Origin of the sequence: Candidatus Kosakonia sp. 282A-S69 (assembly GCF_029433855.1) — a bacterium.
Lineage (GTDB): Bacteria > Pseudomonadota > Gammaproteobacteria > Enterobacterales > Enterobacteriaceae > Kosakonia > Kosakonia cowanii_A.
Genome location: NZ_JAROAU010000003.1, coordinates 90,805 through 112,753, shown reverse-complemented (window position 1 = coordinate 112,753; position 21,949 = coordinate 90,805). Strand labels below are relative to the sequence as shown.

The 21,949-nt window shown below is 53.2% G+C and carries 21 protein-coding genes and 2 tRNA genes; 5 read left to right on the top strand and 18 right to left on the bottom strand.

Features of this window, described 5'->3' with window-relative positions; translation table 11 throughout:
- Positions 1–237: 237 nt before the first annotated feature.
- From rpsO to PU683_RS06255, 7 genes are all read right to left on the bottom strand, one after another.
- A complete protein-coding gene (gene rpsO / locus PU683_RS06285; protein WP_017457357.1) occupies positions 238–507 on the bottom strand; it encodes a 30S ribosomal protein S15 in 270 nt (89 codons plus the stop codon).
- Between the two features lie 145 nt (positions 508–652).
- Positions 653–1,600, bottom strand: a complete 948-nt coding sequence (truB, locus tag PU683_RS06280; RefSeq protein ID WP_277170684.1) for a tRNA pseudouridine(55) synthase TruB — start codon at positions 1,598–1,600, stop codon at positions 653–655.
- The gene (rbfA, locus tag PU683_RS06275) at positions 1,600–2,001 is read right to left on the bottom strand and encodes a 30S ribosome-binding factor RbfA (protein ID WP_277170683.1); all 402 of its coding nucleotides are present in this window, start codon (positions 1,999–2,001) and stop codon (positions 1,600–1,602) included. The genes truB and rbfA overlap by 1 nt, the downstream gene beginning before the upstream one ends.
- Positions 2,002–2,096: 95 nt before the next feature.
- Positions 2,097–4,811 (bottom strand): translation initiation factor IF-2, encoded by a 2,715-nt coding sequence (infB, locus tag PU683_RS06270; RefSeq protein ID WP_277170682.1) that lies wholly within the window; start codon positions 4,809–4,811, stop codon positions 2,097–2,099.
- Positions 4,812–4,835: 24 nt separating this feature from the next.
- Positions 4,836–6,323, bottom strand: coding sequence for a transcription termination factor NusA (nusA, locus tag PU683_RS06265; protein ID WP_187800237.1), 1,488 nt, complete (start codon positions 6,321–6,323; stop codon positions 4,836–4,838).
- A 28-nt stretch (positions 6,324–6,351) separates the two neighbouring features.
- Entirely contained in the window at positions 6,352–6,804 is a 453-nt protein-coding gene (gene rimP, locus PU683_RS06260; protein ID WP_017457352.1) for a ribosome maturation factor RimP, read from the bottom strand.
- A 209-nt stretch (positions 6,805–7,013) separates the two neighbouring features.
- Positions 7,014–7,090, bottom strand: a tRNA-Met gene (locus PU683_RS06255).
- Between the two features lie 377 nt (positions 7,091–7,467).
- On the opposite strand from PU683_RS06255, the gene argG reads away from it, so the two are divergent.
- On the top strand, positions 7,468–8,814 hold the full coding sequence (argG, locus tag PU683_RS06250) for an argininosuccinate synthase (protein ID WP_277170681.1): 1,347 nt from the start codon (positions 7,468–7,470) through the stop codon (positions 8,812–8,814).
- A gap of 130 nt (positions 8,815–8,944) precedes the next feature.
- Here argG and PU683_RS06245 read toward each other — a convergent pair.
- The 6 genes from PU683_RS06245 to rlmE all read right to left on the bottom strand — a co-directional run bounded on the left by PU683_RS06245 (position 8,945) and on the right by rlmE (position 14,548).
- A tRNA-Leu gene (locus PU683_RS06245) sits at positions 8,945–9,031 on the bottom strand.
- Between the two features lie 20 nt (positions 9,032–9,051).
- Complete coding sequence (secG, locus tag PU683_RS06240; RefSeq protein ID WP_054802976.1) at positions 9,052–9,384, bottom strand: preprotein translocase subunit SecG; 333 nt, start codon at positions 9,382–9,384, stop codon at positions 9,052–9,054.
- Positions 9,385–9,610: 226 nt separating this feature from the next.
- Positions 9,611–10,948, bottom strand: coding sequence for a phosphoglucosamine mutase (gene glmM, locus PU683_RS06235; protein WP_277170680.1), 1,338 nt, complete (start codon positions 10,946–10,948; stop codon positions 9,611–9,613).
- A complete protein-coding gene (gene folP, locus PU683_RS06230) occupies positions 10,941–11,789 on the bottom strand; it encodes a dihydropteroate synthase (protein ID WP_277170679.1) in 849 nt (282 codons plus the stop codon). Before folP ends, glmM begins: the two co-directional genes overlap by 8 nt.
- 98 nt (positions 11,790–11,887) lie before the next feature.
- Positions 11,888–13,819 (bottom strand): ATP-dependent zinc metalloprotease FtsH, encoded by a 1,932-nt coding sequence (gene ftsH / locus PU683_RS06225; RefSeq protein WP_187800242.1) that lies wholly within the window; start codon positions 13,817–13,819, stop codon positions 11,888–11,890.
- Positions 13,820–13,921: 102 nt separating this feature from the next.
- The gene (gene rlmE / locus PU683_RS06220) at positions 13,922–14,548 is read right to left on the bottom strand and encodes a 23S rRNA (uridine(2552)-2'-O)-methyltransferase RlmE (protein ID WP_076769254.1); all 627 of its coding nucleotides are present in this window, start codon (positions 14,546–14,548) and stop codon (positions 13,922–13,924) included.
- A 118-nt stretch (positions 14,549–14,666) separates the two neighbouring features.
- On the opposite strand from rlmE, the gene yhbY reads away from it, so the two are divergent.
- The gene (yhbY, locus tag PU683_RS06215; RefSeq protein ID WP_023480872.1) at positions 14,667–14,960 is read left to right on the top strand and encodes a ribosome assembly RNA-binding protein YhbY; all 294 of its coding nucleotides are present in this window, start codon (positions 14,667–14,669) and stop codon (positions 14,958–14,960) included.
- 153 nt (positions 14,961–15,113) lie between these two features.
- On the opposite strand, the gene greA is transcribed toward yhbY, so the two are convergent.
- Entirely contained in the window at positions 15,114–15,590 is a 477-nt protein-coding gene (gene greA / locus PU683_RS06210) for a transcription elongation factor GreA (RefSeq protein ID WP_277170678.1), read from the bottom strand.
- Positions 15,591–15,837: 247 nt separating this feature from the next.
- On the opposite strand from greA, the gene dacB reads away from it, so the two are divergent.
- A complete protein-coding gene (gene dacB / locus PU683_RS06205) occupies positions 15,838–17,271 on the top strand; it encodes a serine-type D-Ala-D-Ala carboxypeptidase (RefSeq protein WP_277170677.1) in 1,434 nt (477 codons plus the stop codon).
- Positions 17,272–17,348: 77 nt separating this feature from the next.
- Here the strand turns inward: dacB and cgtA are convergent, their stop codons facing one another.
- From cgtA to rplU, 4 genes are all read right to left on the bottom strand, one after another.
- Positions 17,349–18,527 (bottom strand): Obg family GTPase CgtA, encoded by a 1,179-nt coding sequence (gene cgtA / locus PU683_RS06200; protein ID WP_277170676.1) that lies wholly within the window; start codon positions 18,525–18,527, stop codon positions 17,349–17,351.
- A 15-nt stretch (positions 18,528–18,542) separates the two neighbouring features.
- Positions 18,543–19,508, bottom strand: a complete 966-nt coding sequence (locus tag PU683_RS06195; protein WP_277170675.1) for a DMT family transporter — start codon at positions 19,506–19,508, stop codon at positions 18,543–18,545.
- 93 nt (positions 19,509–19,601) lie between these two features.
- Positions 19,602–19,859, bottom strand: a complete 258-nt coding sequence (rpmA, locus tag PU683_RS06190) for a 50S ribosomal protein L27 (protein ID WP_017457338.1) — start codon at positions 19,857–19,859, stop codon at positions 19,602–19,604.
- 19 nt (positions 19,860–19,878) lie between these two features.
- Entirely contained in the window at positions 19,879–20,190 is a 312-nt protein-coding gene (gene rplU, locus PU683_RS06185; protein ID WP_003025032.1) for a 50S ribosomal protein L21, read from the bottom strand.
- Between the two features lie 260 nt (positions 20,191–20,450).
- On the opposite strand from rplU, the gene ispB reads away from it, so the two are divergent.
- Positions 20,451–21,422 (top strand): octaprenyl diphosphate synthase, encoded by a 972-nt coding sequence (gene ispB / locus PU683_RS06180; protein ID WP_023481026.1) that lies wholly within the window; start codon positions 20,451–20,453, stop codon positions 21,420–21,422.
- A 213-nt stretch (positions 21,423–21,635) separates the two neighbouring features.
- Positions 21,636–21,911 carry a DNA-binding transcriptional regulator SfsB gene (sfsB, locus tag PU683_RS06175; protein WP_277170674.1) on the top strand — a complete coding sequence of 92 codons (276 nt, stop codon included), beginning with the start codon at positions 21,636–21,638 and terminating at the stop codon, positions 21,909–21,911.
- The last annotated feature ends 38 nt before the right edge of the window (positions 21,912–21,949 follow it).

Below are 21,949 nucleotides of genomic sequence, written 5' to 3'. Positions count from 1 at the left end.
TCCTTTCTTAATGAACATCAGCACACCCAGGGCGTGCTGATAATTAAACCGGACCTTCTTGCATCCTCGCGACTAATGACAACCTTAACCCGCCCATTACGGATAAAGCCTCTCATTAGCCGCGCGAACCTCTGCAATGAAGATCATACCTGGCAACAATACATCAGTTTACTGCCAATTGCTGCCGCCTGGTTGAAAAAAGGGGCCGTAAAGGCCCCTTCTTGAAACTCGCCAGACTTAGCGACGCAGACCCAGACGCTCGATCAGCGCGGTGTAGCGTGCAACGTCTTTACGTTTCAGGTAGTCGAGCAGTTTACGACGCTGAGAAACCATACGCAGCAGACCACGACGGCTGTGGTGATCTTTTTTGTGCTCTGCAAAGTGACCCTGCAGGTGGTTAATCTGAGCAGTCAGCAGTGCAACCTGAACTTCGGTAGAACCGCTGTCGTTAGAACCACGACCAAACTCGGAAACGATTTTTGCTTTAGCTTCAACGCTTAGAGACATTTTCAACTCCAGTGATATAAGAATGACAGGGTGCCGATCTCTAATTCAGCTCCCCCAGGTTTAACGCCGGGTATGTTAAATACATAGCCCGGCGTTAAGCGGCAATATTCTACTCGTAGTCGGGCATTCCCGCAAGGTAAGCCCGTCAGTCAGCAGGATACTCAACAACCAGACGACGCGGCGCAACTCGCCCCTCATCATCCATTTCACCCATGCCGATAAACTTGCCCTCTTCGCCTTCCGTCACGCGAACCAGCCCTTCACCCGGCGTTGTGGAAGCGCGCACCGGTTGGCCATTTTTGAAATAGGCGGCAACCACGGTGGGGATGTTTACCACAGGGAAATCGGACGCCGGGCTATCCATCGGCATCAACAGCGGATCAAGCAGCGCTGCCGCGGGAACGTCCTGCTGCTCGGCCTGCTGCACCAGGGCATGCAACTGCTCAAGGGTTACCATCCGCTCAATCGGATAGCGGCTGACCGCCAGACGACGCAAATAGATGACATGCGCGCCGCAGCCCAGCTTCTCGCCCAGATCGTCAATGATGGTGCGAATGTAGGTCCCTTTTGAGCAGTGGATTTCCAGTTCCAGCTCATCCCCTTCATGACGGATAAACAGCAGTTCATACACGGTGATGGGACGTGCTTCACGCGGCACTTCAATGCCCTGCCGCGCATATTCATAAAGCTTCTTGCCCTGATACTTCAGAGCCGAGTACATCGAAGGGATTTGCTGCGTGTTACCGCGGAAACTCTCCAGTGCGCTCGCCAGCTCTGCGGCTGTAAAGGTCACCGGGCGTTCTTCAACCACCTGACCATCCGCATCCGACGTGTCGGTGCGCTGGCCCAGGCGGGCAATCACCCGGTAACGCTTATCGGAATCGAGCAGATACTGGGAAAATTTCGTCGCTTCACCGAGGCAAATCGGCAGCATGCCGGTTGCCAGCGGATCCAGCGCGCCGGTGTGGCCCGCACGGTTGGCGTTATAAAGGCGCTTAACTTTCTGCAGGACATCGTTACTTGATGCGCCCTGCTGCTTATCCAGCAGCAGTACGCCATGCACGTCGCGGCCGCGACGACGAGGACGACTCATTAGTCCTCCTTGCTGTCGTCCGGGTTCACACGACGTTCGTCATCGTGCTTCACCACGCTGGTGACCAGGTTGGACATGCGCATCCCTTCAACTAGCGAGTTGTCGTAGAAGAATGTCAGTTCCGGCACGATACGCAGACGCATCGCTTTCCCCAGCAGGGAACGGATAAAACCGGAAGCGTCATGCAGAGCTTTAATGCCCGCTTTTACCGACTCTTCGTCTTTGTCATTCAGGAAAGTTACGAACACTTTGGCATACGCCAGATCGCGGGAGACTTCGACACCGGATACGGTGGTCATCATGCCCAGGCGCGGATCTTTGATTTCACGCTGCAGAATAGTCGCAATCTCTTTTTGCAACTCCTGAGCGACGCGCTGCGGGCGACCAAATTCTTTCGCCATATTACTTCTCCAGACTAAAAAGGGGCCGCAGCCCCTTTAGATATCTCTTGCCGGGTGGCGCTTCGCTCCCGGCCTACGTTGCGCTAATGCGTCGATTATTCGATAGAGCGCTTAATTTCGATAATTTCGAATACTTCGATCATATCGCCGGTACGTACGTCATTGTAGTTCTTAACGCCGATACCACACTCCATGCCGTTACGGACTTCGTTAACGTCATCTTTGAAGCGGCGCAGGGATTCCAGCTCACCTTCATAGATAACCACGTTGTCACGCAGGACGCGGATCGGGTTGTGACGTTTGACGACGCCTTCAGTAACCATACAGCCGGCAATCGCGCCGAATTTCGGCGATTTGAACACATCACGCACTTCAGCCAGACCGATGATCTGCTGTTTCAGCTCAGGTGAGAGCATACCGCTCATCGCCGCTTTCACTTCGTCGATCAGGTTATAGATGACGGAGTAGTAACGCAGATCCAGACCTTCCGCTTCGATCACGCGGCGCGCAGAGGCATCAGCACGAACGTTGAAGCCAACCAGGATAGCATTGGACGCAGCTGCAAGCGTGGCGTCGGTTTCAGTGATACCACCTACGCCGGAGCCGACAATCTTCACTTTCACTTCTTCAGTAGAGAGTTTCAGCAGCGAGTCGGAGATAGCTTCCACGGAGCCCTGAACGTCAGCTTTCAGCACGATGTTCACTTCGTGCACTTCGCCTTCGGTCATGTTGGCAAACATGTTTTCCAGCTTAGATTTCTGCTGGCGAGCCAGCTTAACTTCGCGGAATTTGCCCTGACGATAGAGCGCAACTTCACGCGCTTTCTTCTCGTCACGTACCACGGTGGCTTCGTCACCCGCCGCCGGAACGCCGGAGAGACCAAGGATTTCCACCGGAATGGACGGACCCGCTTCAGTCACTTCGCGACCCAGCTCGTCACGCATCGCACGCACACGGCCATACTCGAAGCCGCACAGAACGATGTCGCCTTTATGCAGCGTACCTTCACGCACAAGTACAGAAGCTACCGGACCACGACCTTTATCCAGGAAGGATTCGATAACGACACCGCTCGCCATGCCTTTACGGACAGCGTGCAGTTCCAGAACTTCGGCCTGCAGCAGAATAGCATCCAGCAGGTCGTCGATACCGGTACCGGCTTTCGCGGACACGTGAACGAACTGGCTTTCGCCGCCCCACTCTTCCGGAATGATCCCGTACTGAGAGAGTTCGTTTTTAACGCGATCCGGATCGGCTTCCGGCTTATCGATTTTGTTTACCGCAACAACAACCGGCACTTTCGCCGCTTTCGCGTGCTGAATAGCTTCGATAGTCTGTGGCATTACGCCATCGTCTGCTGCGACAACCAGAACAACGATATCCGTTGCCTGAGCACCGCGGGCACGCATTGCGGTAAACGCGGCGTGGCCTGGGGTATCCAGGAAGGTGATCATACCGTTGTCGGTTTCAACGTGGTAAGCACCGATGTGCTGGGTAATGCCGCCCGCTTCACCGGAGGCCACTTTCGTTGAACGAATATAGTCCAGCAGCGAGGTTTTACCGTGGTCAACGTGACCCATGATGGTCACCACCGGCGCGCGCGGTTCAGCCGCAGCACCTGTGTCACGGTCGCTCATTACCGCTTCTTCCAGCTCGTTTTCACGACGCAGGATAACTTTGTGACCCATCTCTTCCGCAACCAGTTGCGCGGTTTCCTGGTCAATGACCTGGTTGATGGTTGCCATCGCGCCCAGTTTCATCATCGCTTTGATGACCTGAGAGCCTTTAACTGCCATTTTATTTGCCAGCTCGCCGACGGTCAGGGTTTCACCGATCACAACGTCACGGTTAACGGCCTGTGCCGGTTTATTGAAGCCCTGCTGCAGTGCAGAGCCTTTACGCTGACGGCCGCCTTTACCACCGCGAATCGCGGCGCGCGCTTCTTCACGGTCAGCTTTGCTTTCAGCATGCTTGTTGCCTTTCTTCGGACGCGGCGCTTTAGCGGTACGCGTACGACCACGGCCACCTTCGACTTCACGATCGTTATCATCTTCCGCCTGACGTGCATGCTGGGAGGTGGTGACGTGATAATCGCCGGTCGTCTCTTCTTCTTCGCCTGGCGTTGCCGTCCAGGTTGCTTCGTTCTGTTCTGCCATTCGACGGGCTTCTTCCGCTACGCGACGTGCATTTTCTTCCAGTTTACGACGAGCCTCTTCTTCCGCTTTACGCTTGAGTTCCTGCGCTTCGGATTCACGACGGGCTTTTTCCGTCTGGGCTGCCCTGGTCACTTCGTCAGTTTGATGGTTGCTCACTTTGCTATTTTCCGCAGCTTCGCGTTTCGTGCTTTCGGCATTTTCGCGTTTAGCTTTTTCTTCAGCTTCACGTTTCAGACGCACTTCGGCTTCACGCTTGGCTTTTTCCTCGGCTTCTCGCTCAGCGGCTTCCTCTGCTTCACGACGGGCCTTCTCCTCCGCTTCACGCATCGCCTCTTCTTCCGCAGCGAGACGTTCAGCCTCTTGTGGATCGCGTTTTACAAAGGTGCGCTTTTTACGGACTTCGATCTGCACCGACTTACTTTTCCCACCGGTGCCCTGAATATTTAATGTGCTGCGCGTTTTGCGCTGCAACGTCAGCTTATCAGGCGCAGAACCGTGTTCACGGTTCAGATGCGCTAACAGCGTCTGTTTTTCCTGCGCTGTCACTGAATCATCAGCAGACTTGCGGATCCCTGCATCAGCAAATTGCTGTACCAGGCGGTCCACAGAGGTTTGAATCTCAGCGGCCAGCGTTTTTACGGTTACATCTGTCATGCTGTTCCTTCCTGCTACAGTTTATTACGCTTCGTCACCAAACCAGCAAATATTACGCGCGGCCATGATGAGCTCACCGGCTTTGTCGGCAGTTAACCCTTCGATATCGCTCAGGTCATCCACACCTTGCTCGGCGAGGTCTTCCAGCGTACAAACACCACGAGCAGCCAGTTTGAAAGCCAGTGCACGATCCAGACCGTCCAGGTTCAGCAGGTCTTCAGCCGGTTCTTTATTCCCCAGGCTTTCTTCCTGCGCCAGCGCCAGAGTAGTCAGTGCGCTTTTCGCACGATCACGCAGGGCTTCGACGGTGTCTTCATCCAGGCCATCGATTTCCAGCAGCTCTTTGATTGGCACATAGGCCAGTTCTTCCAGCGTTGAGAAACCTTCTTCGACCAGTACAGTGGCGAAATCTTCGTCAATATCCAGGTAACGGGTGAAGGTATCAATCGCTGCGTGAGCCTCAGCCTGATGCTTGGACTGCAGATCTTCAACGGTCATAACGTTGAGTTCCCAGCCGCTCAGCTGAGACGCGAGACGCACGTTCTGACCGTTACGGCCAATCGCCTGCGCCAGGTTGCCCGCTTCAACAGCGATATCCATGGTGTGCTTATCTTCATCCACCACGATAGAAGCAACATCAGCCGGTGCCATTGCGTTGATAACGAACTGGGCCGGGTTGTCGTCCCACAGTACGATATCGATACGCTCGCCGCCGAGTTCGGTAGAAACGGCCTGAACACGGGCACCGCGCATACCAACGCATGCCCCAACCGGGTCGATACGCTTGTCGTTGGTTTTCACCGCAATTTTGGCGCGAGAACCCGGATCGCGGGCTGCGGCTTTGATCTCGATAACTTCTTCGCCGATTTCTGGTACTTCGATGCGGAACAGTTCGACCAGCATTTCCGGCTTGGAACGCGTCACGAACAGCTGCGCACCGCGCGCTTCAGGACGGACTGCGTACAGCACGCCGCGAATGCGGTCGCCCGGACGGAAGTTTTCACGCGGCAGCATATCTTCGCGTAGGATCACGGCTTCAGCGTTGTTGCCCAGATCCAGCGTGATGTTGTCGCGGTTCACTTTTTTCACCACGCCGGTGATGATTTCACCTTCGTGTTCGCGGAACTGATCGACAACCATAGCGCGCTCTGCTTCACGTACTTTCTGTACGATAACCTGCTTCGCGGTTTGGGTGGTGATACGGTCAAACGTCACAGATTCAATCTGATCTTCAACGTAATCGTCGAGGTTCAGGCTCTCATCTTCGTAACGTGCCGCTTCGAGAGTGATTTCACGCGTCGGCTGCGTCACTTCTTCGACGATCAGCCAGCGACGGAAGGTGTCAAAATCACCGCTTTTACGATCGATGCTTACACGCACATCAATCTCTTGCTCATATTTTTTCTTGGTTGCTGTAGCCAGAGCACTTTCCAGCGCTTCAAAGATTTTTTCACGCGGAAGCGACTTTTCGTTAGAAACAGCTTCAACAACAGCCAAAATTTCTTTGTTCATTGGGGGCCTTTCACCTCAATCCAGACTGTTAAAAGTGGGGGACCAGGTTCGCTTTTTGAATATTGCTCAAGGCGAACACTTCATCTTTACCTTCGACCGTAACGGTGATCATTTCGCCATCGACATCTTTAATGATGCCCTGCCACTTACGACGGTTCTGCACCGCCATTCGCAGCACCAGCGAAACTTCGTCGCCCTTAAAGCGGGCGTAGTGCTCAGCCGTAAACAAAGGTCGCTCAAGACCTGGTGAGGAAACTTCCAGGTTATACGCAACGGTAATAGGATCTTCAACATCCAGTACCGCACTGACCTGGTGGCTGACATCAGCGCAATCATCAACATTGATGCCATCTTCACTATCAATATAGATGCGCAGCGTAGATGTGCGACCACGCACAAATTCGATACCGACCAGTTCATAGCCCAGTGCTTCAACCGGTGCCGTAATCATCTCTGTTAATTTTTGCTCTAATGTGGACAAGTCCACCCCCAAGACATAAAAAAAGGGCATATAGCCCAGTTATTTCGTACTCAGATAACAAAAAACCCCGATAAATCGGGGCTTTAAATAACTGAACCCTATAGCCGCAACTGCGGCCTGGATAACCTTCCGGAAGAACTCTTTTCAAATCCCGCTAGAGAAGGCGTTAAGTCTTCACAGTATATTTGAAAAAGAACACTAAGGGAAAGTGGTTGCGGGGGCCGGATTTGAACCGACGACCTTCGGGTTATGAGCCCGACGAGCTACCAGGCTGCTCCACCCCGCGCCTGAAACGTGGCAAATTTTACTCGATTGAGCGTCAACTTGCAAATAATGCTGGGATTTGGTACCGAAGACGGGACGTAAAACCGGCTTGCAGTATATTGAAAAACATCACGTTGTGTCAACCGCTCATCCATAGCATCACGTGCTCCGCCGTTATTGCATATTATTAAGAGAGTTTTTATGCACAGATGCCGCTTTTTCTTTCAGTTATACAATGAAAATTGCGCTTCTCTCTTCCGGTACGCGCCAAAAGATGATTAAATGAAAACTCATTAATTTTGCATAACCATTCACTACAGATGTAAGAATGAGTGGTACAAATAGCGTGGCGTGGCTGTTAAGTCTCTCACCATCAGTCTATCAAGCAGGGATTTTTTTATGACAACGATTCTCAAGCATCTTCCCGCAGGTCAACGTATTGGTATTGCTTTTTCAGGCGGTCTGGACACCAGCGCAGCGCTGCTGTGGATGCGTCAGAAAGGCGCAGTTCCTTATGCATACACTGCCAACCTGGGCCAGCCTGACGAGGATGACTATGAGGCGATCCCGCGTCGCGCAAAAGAGTACGGTGCGGAAAATGCTCGCCTGATCGACTGTCGTAAACAGCTGGTCGCCGAAGGCATTGCCGCTATCCAGTGCGGAGCATTTCATAACACCACCGGCGGCTTAACCTATTTTAATACCACTCCACTCGGTCGTGCGGTAACCGGCACTATGCTGGTTGCAGCCATGAAAGAGGATGGCGTCAACATCTGGGGTGACGGCAGCACTTATAAAGGCAACGATATCGAACGGTTCTATCGTTACGGCCTGCTGACCAATGCCGAACTGAAGATCTATAAACCGTGGCTCGATACTGACTTTATTGACGAGCTGGGTGGTCGTCAGGAAATGTCCGAATTCATGACCGCATCAGGCTTCGACTACAAAATGTCAGCCGAGAAAGCCTACTCAACAGACTCCAATATGCTGGGTGCCACCCACGAAGCGAAGGATCTCGAATTCCTCAACTCCAGCGTCAAAATCGTTAACCCGATCATGGGCGTGAAGTTCTGGGATGAGAGTGTGAAGATCCCGGCAGAGGAAGTTACCGTACGTTTTGAACAGGGCCACCCTGTTGCGCTGAATGGCAAAACCTTCAGCGACGATGTTGAACTGATGATGGAAGCCAACCGTATCGGCGGCCGTCACGGTCTGGGCATGAGCGATCAGATCGAGAACCGTATCATTGAAGCGAAAAGCCGCGGTATCTATGAAGCCCCTGGGATGGCGCTGCTGCATATCGCTTACGAACGTCTGCTGACCGGCATTCATAACGAAGACACAATTGAGCAGTATCACGCTCATGGTCGTCAGCTTGGACGCCTGCTCTATCAAGGCCGCTGGTTCGATCCGCAGGCGCTGATGCTGCGTGATGCCCTGCAGCGTTGGGTTGCAAGCGCCATTACTGGCGAAGTGACGCTCGAGCTGCGTCGCGGGAATGACTACTCAATCCTCAACACGGTTTCCGATAATCTGACCTACCAGGCAGAGCGTCTGACCATGGAGAAAGGTGATTCGGTATTCTCCCCGGACGATCGTATTGGTCAGTTGACCATGCGTAACCTCGACATTACCGATACCCGTGCCAAGCTGTTCAACTATGTACAAACTGGCCTGCTCTCCACTTCTGCAGGTAACGGCCTGCCGCAGGTGGAAAACCTGGAGCACAGCGATAAGAAGTAATCGCTGCTACAGAAATAAAAAAAGCGCCTGCGGGCGCTTTTTTTGTTGTCGGTTTAACGGCCAGTAACGTCAGGCATACAAACGACAGGCGAAAAAAAAGACATCTTTCGATGTCTTTCTTTCAGAATGTTGGTACCGAGGACGGGACTTGAACCCGTAAGCCCAATCGGGCACTACCACCTCAAGGTAGCGTGTCTACCAATTCCACCACCTCGGCACGACTTACTTCTTCACAACTTACTGCGGGATATCGCTGGTCGGCTTCGCCGGCGCTGCTGGCTGAGTCTGTTCACTCTTCGCCGGTGCGCTCAGATTTTCCCACTCGCTTCCTTTATTGGTTTTATTGCTGTTAATGTTGCCCAGCACAAGGCTAATAATAAAGAACAGTGTTGCCAGCACAGCAGTTGCACGAGTCATGAAGTTACCAGAACCACTTGAACCGAACAGCGTACCGGACGCGCCAGCGCCAAAGGAGGCTCCCATGTCAGCGCCTTTACCTTGCTGCAGCATGATCAGAGCTACAAGAGCCAGAGCCACAATAAGGAAAACTACTAAAAGAGCTTCGTACATAATCAACCTGTTCCTTGCGGGGTTGCCGCAGCCAATGCTTCAAACCAATAACGCGGGATGTTTCATGCTTTCCCACTGAAGCGGGTGTGAATACTAACTAAAGCGAATGACCTGCGCAAGGGCAATTTCGACGCTTTTTATCAAGTGCGGAAAAAAACAGCAAAAGAGCGCAAGGTGGTGAAGAAAAAGGCAGCAAAAGCTGCCTTTTTAGCCACTTACCGAACCGTTAAACTGCTTTAACGGCGTCGGCGATACGATTAGCCAGCGCGGTAACCTGCGCTTCATCCTCGCCTTCTACCATTACGCGGATTAATGGCTCAGTGCCGGACTTACGCAGCAGCACACGACCACGGTTGCCCAGCGTCGCTTCAACCTCTGCCATCACGGTTTTAACGTTCTCATCTTCAAGCGGATCGCCATTACCAGCGGTAAAGCGCACGTTCACCAGCACTTGCGGGAACATTTTCATACCGCTACAGAGATCGTGTAGCGTCATATGGTTACGCACCATCGCCGCGACTACCTGCAAGCCAGCGACAATCCCGTCGCCTGTGGTGGTTTTATCCAGCAGGATCACATGGCCTGAGTTCTCCGCACCGATGCGCCACCCTTTCTCCTGCATTTTTTCCAGCACGTAGCGGTCGCCCACTTTCGCGCGCGCAAATGGAATGCCCAGCTGCTTAAGCGCCAGCTCCAGCCCCATGTTGCTCATCAGCGTGCCAACCGCGCCACCGCGCAGCTGGCCCTGACGCAGGCCTTCCCGCGCGATGATATACATAATCTGGTCGCCATCGACTTTATGACCTTCGTGGTCAACCATGATCACGCGATCGCCATCGCCGTCGAAGGCGATACCCAGATCCGCTTTTTCCGCCAGAACACGCTCTTGCAGCGCTTTAACATCCGTCGCGCCACATTTTTCATTGATATTTACGCCATCCGGTTCGCAGCCAATCGCAATGACTTTTGCACCGAGTTCGCGGAAGACATTCGGGGCAATGTGGTATGTCGCACCATTGGCACAATCCACCACAATCTTCAGGTTATTGAGACTCAGCTCATTAGGGAATGTCGCTTTACAAAACTCAATGTAACGGCCTGCGGCATCGACGATACGGCTGGCTTTACCCAGCTCGGCAGAGTCAACGCAGGTCAACTCTTTCTCCATCTCCGCTTCAATCGCCTCTTCAACTGCGTCCGGCAACTTAGTACCGTCGATGGAGAAGAATTTGATCCCGTTGTCATAGAACGGGTTATGAGAAGCAGAAATGACGATCCCAGCTTCCGCCCGGAAGGTTCGGGTCAGGTAAGCAACCGCCGGTGTCGGCATCGGGCCGGTGAAAGAAGCAGAAAGACCGGCAGCAGCCAGCCCCGCTTCCAGTGCGGATTCCAGCATATAGCCCGAGATGCGGGTATCTTTGCCGATAATAATTTTACGTGAGCCGTGACGGGCCAGCACCTTGCCTGCGGCCCAGCCCAGCTTCAGAACGAAATCAGGGGTGATTGGTGCGTCGCCAACACGGCCACGAATGCCATCAGTGCCAAAATATTTACGATTACTCATAGCGTTTATTTTCCTTCGCTGACAGTGTGGCTTCCACCACCCGCATAGCCTCTACCGTTTCTTTTACGTCATGGACACGAATAATCTGCGCACCATGCATCGCAGCAATCACTGCACATGCCAGGCTGCCGCTTAACCGCTCTGCGGGCCCGACATTTAACAACTGCCCGATCATCGACTTACGCGACATTCCGACCAACAGCGGTAAGCCGAAGTGGTGAAACTCGCTTAATCGGGCAAGCAGCGCATAATTGTGGGAAAGATTCTTACCGAAACCGAAGCCAGGGTCGAGCAACAATTTTTCTTTTGCGATCCCCGCACGTTCGCAGCGCGCAATATTTTCAGCAAAAAAACGGTTAACGTCGGCAAAGACATCATCATATTTTGGTGCTTCCTGCATCGTCTTTGGTTGACCCTGCATATGCATCAGGCAGACAGGCAATCCGCTTTGCGCCGCCGCCTCAAGTGCGCCAGGCTCCGTCAACGAGCGGATATCATTGATGATATGCGCACCTGCCCGCGCGGCTTCACGGATCACCTCAGGCTTTGAGGTATCAACCGAGATCCACACTTCAAAGCGTTGCGCTATTGCCTCCACAACCGGAATGACGCGCGCCAGCTCCTCTTCAACGCTCACCTCCGCGGCACCGGGCCGCGTGGATTCACCGCCGATATCCACGATGGTCGCTCCTGCGTTAATCATCAGGTTGGCATGTTTGACCGCCTCAATCAGCGTGTTGTGGCTGCCGCCATCAGAAAAGGAGTCCGGCGTGACGTTGAGGATCCCCATCACATGAGGATGAGACAGCTCAAGTGTGGAGCCCTGGGCATGAAGTTTCATGACTGAAGTCCCTGAAGGTATTACGGTTGAACAGAAAAGAAAAACCCCGGAGCAGGCCCCAGGGTTTAGTTACAGACAGTTCATCAACTGCAGAAAGCTTATTTGTCGCCAAACTGCTCTGACATGGTATTGCCCGGGTTCGGCGTACGCGGTTCATCAACCGGACGCGGCGCTCGCGGGGTACCGTTATTGTCAGAGTTATTCGCGCCTGGATCTTCCCAGCCCGCTGGCGGACGTACATCACGACGAGACATCAGATCATCAATCTGCGGTGCGTCGATGGTCTCATATTTCATCAGAGCATCTTTCATCGCATGCAGAATATCCATGTTCTCATTCAGGATCTGACGCGCACGATTGTAGTTACGTTCAATCAGCGCCTTCACTTCCTGGTCGATAATACGTGCGGTTTCATCAGACATATGTTTCGCTTTCGCGACGGAACGTCCGAGGAACACCTCGCCCTCTTCTTCGGCATAAAGCAGCGGACCGAGTTTGTCCGAGAAACCCCACTGCGTCACCATGTTACGTGCCAGGTTGGTCGCGACTTTAATGTCGTTCGACGCACCGGTAGAAACATGTTCGGCCCCGTAGATGATCTCTTCCGCCAGGCGACCGCCATACAGCGTAGAGATTTGGCTCTCCAGCTTCTGACGGCTGGCGCTAATCGCATCCCCTTCCGGCAGGAAGAAGGTTACGCCCAGCGCACGACCGCGCGGAATAATCGTCACTTTATGTACCGGGTCGTGTTCAGGCACCAGACGACCGATAATCGCATGGCCCGCTTCGTGATACGCGGTAGACTCTTTCTGCGCTTCCGTCATCACCATGGAGCGACGTTCTGCGCCCATCATGATTTTGTCTTTCGCTTTTTCGAACTCAACCATTGAGACAACGCGTTTGTTACCGCGCGCAGCAAACAGCGCAGCTTCGTTGACCAGGTTGGCCAGGTCCGCACCGGAGAAGCCCGGAGTACCGCGCGCAATGATCGCAGCGTCAATATCCGGCGACAGCGGCACACGGCGCATATGCACTTTCAGGATCTGCTCGCGACCGCGAACGTCCGGGAGCCCAACGACAACCTGACGGTCGAAACGGCCTGGACGCAGCAACGCCGGATCCAGTACGTCCGGACGGTTGGTCGCAGCAATAACGATAATGCCTTCATTGCCTTCAAAACCATCCATCTCAACCAGCATCTGGTTCAGGGTCTGCTCACGCTCATCGTGACCACCGCCTAAACCTGCGCCACGCTGGCGGCCAACGGCGTCAATCTCATCGATAAAGATGATGCACGGTGCGGCTTTCTTGGCCTGTTCAAACATGTCGCGTACGCGGGATGCGCCCACGCCGACAAACATCTCAACAAAGTCAGAACCGGAAATGGTGAAAAACGGCACTTTCGCTTCGCCAGCGATGGCTTTCGCCAGCAACGTTTTACCGGTACCCGGAGGGCCGACCATCAGGACGCCTTTCGGGATTTTACCGCCCAGTTTCTGGAAACGGCTCGGCTCACGCAGATATTCAACCAGCTCGCCCACTTCCTCTTTCGCTTCATCGCAGCCTGCGACGTCAGCAAAAGTGGTTTTGATCTGATCTTCCGTCAGCATGCGCGCTTTGCTCTTACCGAACGACATGGCACCTTTGCCACCGCCGCCCTGCATCTGGCGCATGAAGAAAATCCATACCCCAATCAGCAACAGCATCGGGAACCAGGAGATGAAGATGTTACCAAGCAGGCTCGGTTCTTCAGGTGGTTCACCCACAACCTTGACGTTTTTGGTCAGCAGGTTGTCGAGCAGTTTAGGATCGTTGACCGGGATGTAAGTCGTGTAACGGTTACTATCTTTCTTGGTAACGTTGATCTCACGTCCGTTGATACGCGCTTCGCGAACCTGGTCCTGGTTGACCTCTTGCAGGAAAGTGGAGTAATCCACCTTACGGCCATTTGACTCGCTGGGCCCAAAGCTCTGGAATACTGACATCAGCACGACGGCAATGACCAGCCAGAGTATTAGGTTTTTCGCCATGTCACTCAAGGGATTAACCTCATATTACAACTGTGTTAAAAACAGCGGCAGGATACAACATATCCCGTTTCATTCAAACCGAAGGCAGAAATCAACGGGGTATCATTTTCGCCCGGTCGCTACAATATACACTTCACGCGAACGAGCACGTGAAGAGTCCGGTTTACGCACTTTAACCTTCGTAAACAGGGAGCGAATTTCCGTAAGGTACTCATCGAAACCTTCGCCCTGGAACACTTTCACTAAAAAATTACCGCCTGGCGCTAACACATCGCGGCACATCTCCAGCGCCAGCTCTACCAGATACATAGAGCGGGGAATATCAACCGCTGGCGTTCCGCTCATATTGGGAGCCATATCTGACATGACAACCTGAACTTTACTGTCACCAACACGCTCCAGTAAGGCTTTCAGAACTAATTCATCACGAAAATCGCCCTGAAGGAAGTCTACGCCGACGATTGGATCCATCGGTAAAAGATCGCACGCGATAATGCGCCCGTTCCCACCAATCTGTGTGACCGCATATTGCGACCATCCACCGGGTGCAGCACCCAGGTCAACCACGGTCATCCCCGGTTTAAAAATCTTGTCACTTTGCTGTATTTCATCAAGTTTAAACCAGGCTCGGGAACGTAACCCTTTTTTCTGCGCCTGTTGAACATATTTATCGCTAAAGTGTTCCTGAAGCCAGCGGCTTGAGCTGGCAGAACGCTTTTTACCTGTCATTTAACTTTCCATCCGGTTTCATCGGCGACACCGAGAAATTTCGACGCGCAATTTGGCGATACAGAGGAGATGGCGGTAGAATGACCCGTTTTCAATCCCAACGTAAGCAAAATATACGATGAATCTGAGTACTAAACAAAAACAGCACCTGAAAGGTCTGGCACATCCGCTCAAGCCGGTAGTTATGCTTGGCAACAATGGTTTGACCGAAGGGGTACTGGCCGAGATTGAACAAGCGCTTGAGCACCATGAACTTATCAAGGTGAAGATCGCCTCTGAAGAGAGAGAAACTAAGACCTTGATCGTGGAAGCTATCGTTCGCGAAACCGGTGCCTGTAATGTCCAGGTCATCGGCAAAACGCTGGTACTTTATCGCCCGACCGCAGAGCGTAAAATTTCGCTGCCGCGCTAAAGGATATCCTGAGTTGAACACAAAATCAGTGTAAAACGAGGGGTTTCCGCCAGCAGATGAGCAAAATGCCACGCTCCTGGAGTTCATAAAAGGCCGCAATGCGGCCTTTTTCTTATCTTTACAATCCGTCAACAATTAACGTTGACGCAGTGATCAAATATATTCCACCTTGATGATTTCGTACTCCACTTCGCCGCCTGGGGTGCGAATGACAACCACATCATCTTGCTCTTTCCCCACCAGGCCGCGGGCGATAGGCGAGTTCACGGAAATAAGATTCTGCTTAAAGTCGGCTTCGTCATCGCCCACAATACGGTAAGTCTGCTCTTCATCGTTATCCAGGTTCAGCACGGTGACCGTGGACCCGAAAATAACGCGGCCATTTTTTGGCATTTTGGAGATATCGATAACCTGCGCATTCGACAGTTTCGCTTCGATATCTTTAATGCGGCCTTCGCAAAAGCCCTGCTGCTCACGCGCGGCGTGGTATTCAGCGTTCTCTTTGAGATCGCCATGTTCACGGGCGTCCGCAATAGCGGCGATGATTTCAGGGCGACGAACGGTTTTTAAAAACTCCAGCTCTTCGCGCAGTTTCTCTGCACCACGTAGGGTCATCGGAATAGCTTGCATTTGTTATACCTCTTAAACATTCCTGTTAGGAGTAGTCCCCCACCCCGTCAGCGTTACCTCCCCGCATTCAGGCGTAAACAGCCGGGCAGGAGCAAAAGAAAACTGACCCGGAGACAAAGCCCCAGGTCAGCGCAATTTTTCAATTTGATACGTATTTTAACCGGAAGTTCACCGTGGGTCATCGTTTACTTTCCGGGTCGATGCGCCGTAGTATGTCGGCCTGTTTCCAGCTTGTTAGCGCGAGATTATGCGATTTCCCAGCTTTATCATCGGATTGTCCACCAGTATAGCCCTGAATGTTCAGGCCGCGAATGTCGACGAGTACATCAACCAGCTTCCGGACGGTGCCAACCTGGCGTTGATGGTGCAAAAGGTCGGCGCCGAGGCTCCCGAAATTGATTACCACGCCAAACAGATGGCGTTGCCGGCGAGTACGCAAAAAGTGATCACCGCGCTGGCGGCACTATTACAACTGGGGCCGGACTTTCGCTTTACAACCACGCTGGAAAGCAAAGGTTCTGTCGATGGCGGTACGCTTAAAGGCGACTTAATTGCACGATTTGGTGGCGATCCGACGCTAAAACGTCAGGATATTCGCAACATGGTCGCATCGCTGAAAAAATCAGGCGTACAGAAAATTGATGGCAACGTGTTAATCGATACCTCGATTTTTGCCAGCCATGACAAAGCACCGGGCTGGCCGTGGAACGATATGACACAGTGCTTTAGCGCGCCGCCAGCCGCCGCCATCATCGATCGCAACTGCTTCTCGATTTCGCTTTATAGCGCGCAAAACGCGGGTGATTTAGCCTACATTCGTGTCGCCTCTTACTACCCGGTAAACATGTTCAGCCAGGTACGTACGCTGGCTCGCGGCTCATCGGAAGCGCAATATTGCGAGCTGGATGTGGTGCCGGGCGATCTCAACCGTTTCACGCTGACAGGCTGTTTACCCCAGCGCGCCGAGCCATTGCCGCTCGCCTTTGCCGTACAGGATGGTGCCAGCTATGCAGGCGCTATTCTCAAGCAGGAACTTACCCAGGCAGGTATCACCTACACCGGCACGCTGCTACGCCAGACACAGGTCAATCAACCCGGTACCGTTATCGCCAGTAAACAATCCGCGCCGCTACACGATCTGCTGAAAATCATGCTGAAGAAATCGGACAACATGATTGCGGATACCGTCTTTCGCATGATTGGCCATGCGCGCTTCGGCGTGCCGGGCACCTGGCGAGCAGGTTCAGATGCGGTCAGGCAGATCCTGCGCCAGCAAGCCGGGGTCGATCTGGGCAATACCATTATTGCGGATGGTTCCGGCCTGTCGCGCCACAACCTGCTCGCACCAGCGACCATGATGCAGGTGCTGCAATATATCGCCCAGCATGATACCGAGCTGAATTTCATCTCCATGTTGCCGTTAGCAGGCTATGACGGCTCACTGCAATACCGGGCCGGGCTGCACGAAGCGGGCGTGGACGGCAAGGTATCGGCGAAAACGGGCTCGCTGCAAGGGGTATATAACCTGGCTGGGTTTATCACCACCGCCAGCGGTCAGCGAATGGCGTTTGTGCAGTATCTCTCGGGGTATGCAGTTGAACCTGCCGATCAGCGCAACCGCCGCATTCCGCTGGTGCGCTTTGAGAGCCGGTTGTACAAAGATATCTATCAGAACAACTAATAAAAAATGCCGGGAGCATCATGCTGACCCGGCATTTTTTTATCTCTTCGACCCGCCTGAGCGAGGGGAAGCAGAGATTAACGTTTGTAGATGAACTCAACGCCCTCTTCGTCGTCTTCGTCCCAATCGTCATCCCACTCTTCGTCATCTTCTTCAGCCGCTTCGGCCTCTGCGAGCTGCTGGCGATGATAATCATCCCACATAAACTCGACTTTCTCCGGCTGCTGCTCTTCCTGCGCCTGCACGATCGGGTTTTCGATGATGAAGGTCATCACATCCCAGCACAGGTCTTTAACGCCCTGCTGACTGGCAGCAGAGATCAGGTAGAACTTATCTTCCCAGCCAAGCGCCTCAGCGATTGCTTTCGCTTTGGCTTCCGCTTCAGCGCGATCCATCAGGTCAATCTTGTTAAATACCAGCCAGCGTGGCTTGGCAGCCAGCTTCTCGCTGTATTTTTCCAGCTCACCCACGATGATACGGGCATTTTCTGCCGGATCGGAACCGTCGATAGGATCGAGGTCGATGAGGTGCAGCAGCACGCGGCAACGCTCAAGGTGTTTGAGGAAGCGGATGCCGAGGCCAGCGCCATCAGCCGCACCTTCAATCAGCCCTGGAATATCAGCGACCACGAAGCTCTTCTCATTATCCATACGAACAACGCCGAGGCTCGGGACCAGCGTGGTAAACGGATAATCCGCAACTTTTGGTTTTGCGGCTGAGACAGCGCGGATAAAGGTGGATTTACCGGCGTTCGGCATTCCCAGCATCCCGACATCTGCCAGAAGCATCAGCTCCAGTTGCAGATCGCGCTTATCACCCGGCGTACCCATTGTCTTCTGACGAGGAGTACGGTTCACCGAGGATTTGAAACGGGTATTGCCGAGACCGTGCCAGCCGCCTTTCGCGACCATCAGGCGCTGACCATGTTTGGTCATATCGCCCATGGTTTCGCCGGTGCCCTGGTCGATCACGCGCGTACCAACAGGGACTTTCACCGTAATATCTTTCCCGCGTTTGCCGGTGCAATCACGGCTCTGGCCGTTCTGTCCACGCTCAGCGCGGAAGGATTTTTCAAAACGGTAGTCAATCAGGGTGTTAAGGTTTTCGTCCGCTTCCAGCCAGACATCACCACCATCACCACCGTCACCGCCATCAGGGCCACCTTTCGGGATATACTTTTCGCGGCGGAAGCTTACGCAGCCGTTACCGCCATCACCCGCTACGACCAGAATCGTAGCTTCATCTACAAACTTCATTTTACTCTCCGTAACTCATTCGCCTGAGCGGGGCACAGTGACGACCACTTCACGACTACGCCTGCGTCCCAAAAGACGATGGCCAATAGCGGAAAACATCGCGCCCGCAACCACGACAAACGCACCGAGATAACCGACAAGGTTTAACATCGGTCTGGCGAAAACATCGGGCCAGGCCATTGATAACAAATCTGAGAAAAACAGTGTAAACAGCGGCGTTAAGGTAATTAACGCGCTTACCTGCGCCGCCTGCCAGCGCGCCATCGCTTCCGCCAGCGCGCCGTAGCCAACCAGCGTGTTGAGCCCGCAAAAAATCAGACAGGCCAGTTGCCAGTCGCTCAGCTGGAATACCACGGCGGGTTTCGCCAGTGGCAACAGCGCAAGCGTACATAAAGTGTACAGCAAAAAGAGGATCTGCTGGGAGGCCAGACGACGCAGAAGAACTTTTTGCGCCACGCCGTAGCTTACCCACACCGTCGCCGCGCCGACGCCGAAAATGACGCCCCAGGTGTAATCCGTCAGCCGGGTGAAGATCTCAATCAGGCTGGTGTTAAAAAACATCACCAGACCGCTTATCAGCATCAGTGCGCCAATCACCTGTGTGATGCGCATCTTCTCTTTGAGGATAAAGACGCTGGCAACCATCATACCGACGGGCGAGAGCTGACCGATCACCTGCGACGCGGTCGGGCTGACGTACTGCAGAGAAGAGCTGAACAATATGAAGTTGCCGAATAGCCCGCCGGTGGCAACCGCCAGCAGCAGTAGCCAGCGCGGCTTGCGGAAAATACGCATTGGCGGCAGTTTTCTTTTCCAGGTCAGGATCAGACCGAGACCAATGCCCGCCATTAAAAAGCGATAAAAGACCACCGTCGGCGGCTCCATCACTTCCAGCACCTGCTTCATTGCAATTGGCAACGCTCCCCAGCACATCGCTGTTGTCAGCGCCAGGAGAATGCCGATGCCCGCCTGCTGTTTCATACGTCTTCCCTGCCCGAATTTTGCCGGGCTTCTAATGTAAAAAGCCCCGCAACGTGTTGCGGGGCTTTCTTCCGTTACCGGGACGCGAAAAACTTATTCAGCAACGATGCTGATGAATTTACGGTTTTTCGGGCCTTTAACTTCGAACTTAACTTTACCGTCAGTCAAAGCGAACAGAGTGTGGTCACGGCCGCAACCTACGTTAGAACCAGCGTGGAATTTGGTACCACGTTGACGAACGATGATGCTACCTGCCAGAACTGCTTCACCGCCGAAGCGTTTTACGCCCAGACGTTTAGCTTCTGAATCGCGACCGTTACGAGTTGAGCCGCCAGCCTTTTTATGTGCCATTTAAATCTCTCCTCAGGTCTTAGGCGCTGATGCCAGTAATTTTCACATCAGTGAACCACTGACGATGGCCCTGCTGCTTACGATAGTGTTTACGACGACGAAACTTAACGATTTTAACTTTCTCGCCACGACCGTGAGCAACAACTTCAGCTTTGATTACGCCGCCATCAACGAAAGGAACGCCGATTTTGACTTCTTCACCGTTTGCGATCATCAGAACTTCAGCGAATTCAACAGATTCACCAGTTGCGATGTCCAGCTTTTCCAGGCGAACGGTCTGACCTTCGCTTACTCGGTGTTGTTTACCACCACTTTGGAAAACCGCGTACATATAAAACTCCGCTTCCGCGCACCTATCCTGATTAATTCAGAGGGCGCTATAAATATTCACAATAGGGCGCGAATATTACGCAAATTGCGAGCCGTTGACAAGTGTGATCATCACTCCTCGCAGAAAAAAAACACAACGTGTAAGGTAACGTTTATCTGGCGCGTTTTTTCAGTACAATCGACAATACTATTCAAACCCGTAACCCTTTGTTATCCCACTTTTGATATGTGGTAAACAGGACTGAAAGCCCGGCTTTTGCGATGAATTTAGAAAAAATCAATGAGTTAACCGCGCAAGATATGGCGGGTGTGAACGCGACGATTCTGCAACAACTCAACTCGGATGTGAAATTAATCAACCAGTTGGGTTATTACATCGTAAGCGGCGGCGGCAAACGCATACGTCCGATGATCGCTGTACTGGCGGCTCGCGCAGTTGGCTATGAAGGGAACGCGCATGTCACCATCGCTGCATTAATCGAATTTATCCACACAGCAACCCTCCTCCACGACGACGTTGTGGATGAATCAGATATGCGCCGCGGCAAGGCAACGGCGAACGCCGCCTTTGGTAATGCCGCCAGCGTACTGGTCGGGGATTTTATCTATACCCGCGCCTTCCAGATGATGACCAGCCTCGGCTCGCTGAAGGTGCTGGAGGTGATGTCAGAAGCGGTGAACGTGATTGCAGAAGGCGAAGTGCTGCAATTAATGAACGTTAACGACCCCAACATTACCGAAGAGAACTACATGCGCGTGATTTACAGCAAAACCGCGCGCCTGTTCGAAGCGGCCGCCCAGTGTTCTGGTTTGCTGGCGGGCTGCTCGGAGGCACAGGAGAAGGGGCTACAGGATTATGGCCGCTACCTGGGCACCGCCTTCCAGCTCATTGACGACCTGCTCGATTACAGCGCGGATGGCGAAACGCTGGGTAAAAATACCGGCGATGACCTTAACGAAGGCAAACCAACGCTGCCGCTGCTGCATGCGATGCATAACGGTACGCCTGAGCAGGCGCAGATGATCCGCGAAGCGATTGAACAGGGAAGCGGACGTCATCTTCTGGAACCGGTTCTGGAAGCAATGGCGCAGTGCGGGTCACTGGAGTGGACGCGCCGCCGTGCCGAAGAAGAGGCGGATAAAGCCATCGCCGCGCTGCAGGTTCTCCCACACTCTGAGTGGCGCGACGCGCTCATTGCTCTTGCCCACATCGCCGTTCAGCGCGATCGTTAATCTTCCTGTTTCCCGCGATTCATCGCGGGAAAGTTCCAGTAAGCTCTCATAACATCCATTATCTGACACCTAAGCCTTGCAGCACAAGCCTTGGCATAATCTGAAAACATAACAATTGGCCTGAACTTTTTAGAACAAATATTCCCATATGCGTATAGTGATCTCCGTTGTTGGCGAACAATGGTTGAAACCGATTCTCATCAGGGAGATGTTATGGAAACGAAATATACTGACTGGCATCAGGCCGATATTATTGCCGGGCTGCGGAAGAAAGGTACGTCGCTGGCGGCTGAATCTCGAAAAAATGGCTTAAGTTCATCCACTCTCGCCAATGCACTGACCCGCCCCTGGCCAAAGGGAGAGTTAATTATTGCCCGGGCGCTGGATACCGATCCCTGGGTTATATGGCCCTCGCGTTACCACGATCCCATCACCCACGCTTTTCTTGATAAAACGAAGCTCATCAGGAGAAAACGGAGCGAAGCGTAGCAATGGCGCAGATAAAAAAAGGGAGCTTTTGCTCCCTT

What these genes read in the sequence shown, in the direction of transcription:
- rpsO (WP_017457357.1), bottom strand. Translation starts at nt 507, where the DNA reads ATGTCTCTAAGCGTTGAAGCTAAAGCAAAAATCGTTTCCGAGTTTGGT.
- truB (WP_277170684.1), bottom strand. Translation starts at nt 1,600, where the DNA reads ATGAGTCGTCCTCGTCGTCGCGGCCGCGACGTGCATGGCGTACTGCTG.
- rbfA (WP_277170683.1), bottom strand. Translation starts at nt 2,001, where the DNA reads ATGGCGAAAGAATTTGGTCGCCCGCAGCGCGTCGCTCAGGAGTTGCAA.
- greA (WP_277170678.1), bottom strand. Translation starts at nt 15,590, where the DNA reads ATGCAAGCTATTCCGATGACCCTACGTGGTGCAGAGAAACTGCGCGAA.
- rplU (WP_003025032.1), bottom strand. Translation starts at nt 20,190, where the DNA reads ATGTACGCGGTTTTCCAAAGTGGTGGTAAACAACACCGAGTAAGCGAA.
- sfsB (WP_277170674.1), top strand. Translation starts at nt 21,636, where the DNA reads ATGGAAACGAAATATACTGACTGGCATCAGGCCGATATTATTGCCGGG.
- dacB (WP_277170677.1), top strand. Translation starts at nt 15,838, where the DNA reads ATGCGATTTCCCAGCTTTATCATCGGATTGTCCACCAGTATAGCCCTG.
- ftsH (WP_187800242.1), bottom strand. Translation starts at nt 13,819, where the DNA reads ATGGCGAAAAACCTAATACTCTGGCTGGTCATTGCCGTCGTGCTGATG.
- rlmE (WP_076769254.1), bottom strand. Translation starts at nt 14,548, where the DNA reads ATGACAGGTAAAAAGCGTTCTGCCAGCTCAAGCCGCTGGCTTCAGGAA.
- nusA (WP_187800237.1), bottom strand. Translation starts at nt 6,323, where the DNA reads ATGAACAAAGAAATTTTGGCTGTTGTTGAAGCTGTTTCTAACGAAAAG.
- PU683_RS06195 (WP_277170675.1), bottom strand. Translation starts at nt 19,508, where the DNA reads ATGAAACAGCAGGCGGGCATCGGCATTCTCCTGGCGCTGACAACAGCG.
- cgtA (WP_277170676.1), bottom strand. Translation starts at nt 18,527, where the DNA reads ATGAAGTTTGTAGATGAAGCTACGATTCTGGTCGTAGCGGGTGATGGC.
- secG (WP_054802976.1), bottom strand. Translation starts at nt 9,384, where the DNA reads ATGTACGAAGCTCTTTTAGTAGTTTTCCTTATTGTGGCTCTGGCTCTT.
- infB (WP_277170682.1), bottom strand. Translation starts at nt 4,811, where the DNA reads ATGACAGATGTAACCGTAAAAACGCTGGCCGCTGAGATTCAAACCTCT.
- rpmA (WP_017457338.1), bottom strand. Translation starts at nt 19,859, where the DNA reads ATGGCACATAAAAAGGCTGGCGGCTCAACTCGTAACGGTCGCGATTCA.
- folP (WP_277170679.1), bottom strand. Translation starts at nt 11,789, where the DNA reads ATGAAACTTCATGCCCAGGGCTCCACACTTGAGCTGTCTCATCCTCAT.
- argG (WP_277170681.1), top strand. Translation starts at nt 7,468, where the DNA reads ATGACAACGATTCTCAAGCATCTTCCCGCAGGTCAACGTATTGGTATT.
- glmM (WP_277170680.1), bottom strand. Translation starts at nt 10,948, where the DNA reads ATGAGTAATCGTAAATATTTTGGCACTGATGGCATTCGTGGCCGTGTT.
- yhbY (WP_023480872.1), top strand. Translation starts at nt 14,667, where the DNA reads ATGAATCTGAGTACTAAACAAAAACAGCACCTGAAAGGTCTGGCACAT.
- ispB (WP_023481026.1), top strand. Translation starts at nt 20,451, where the DNA reads ATGAATTTAGAAAAAATCAATGAGTTAACCGCGCAAGATATGGCGGGT.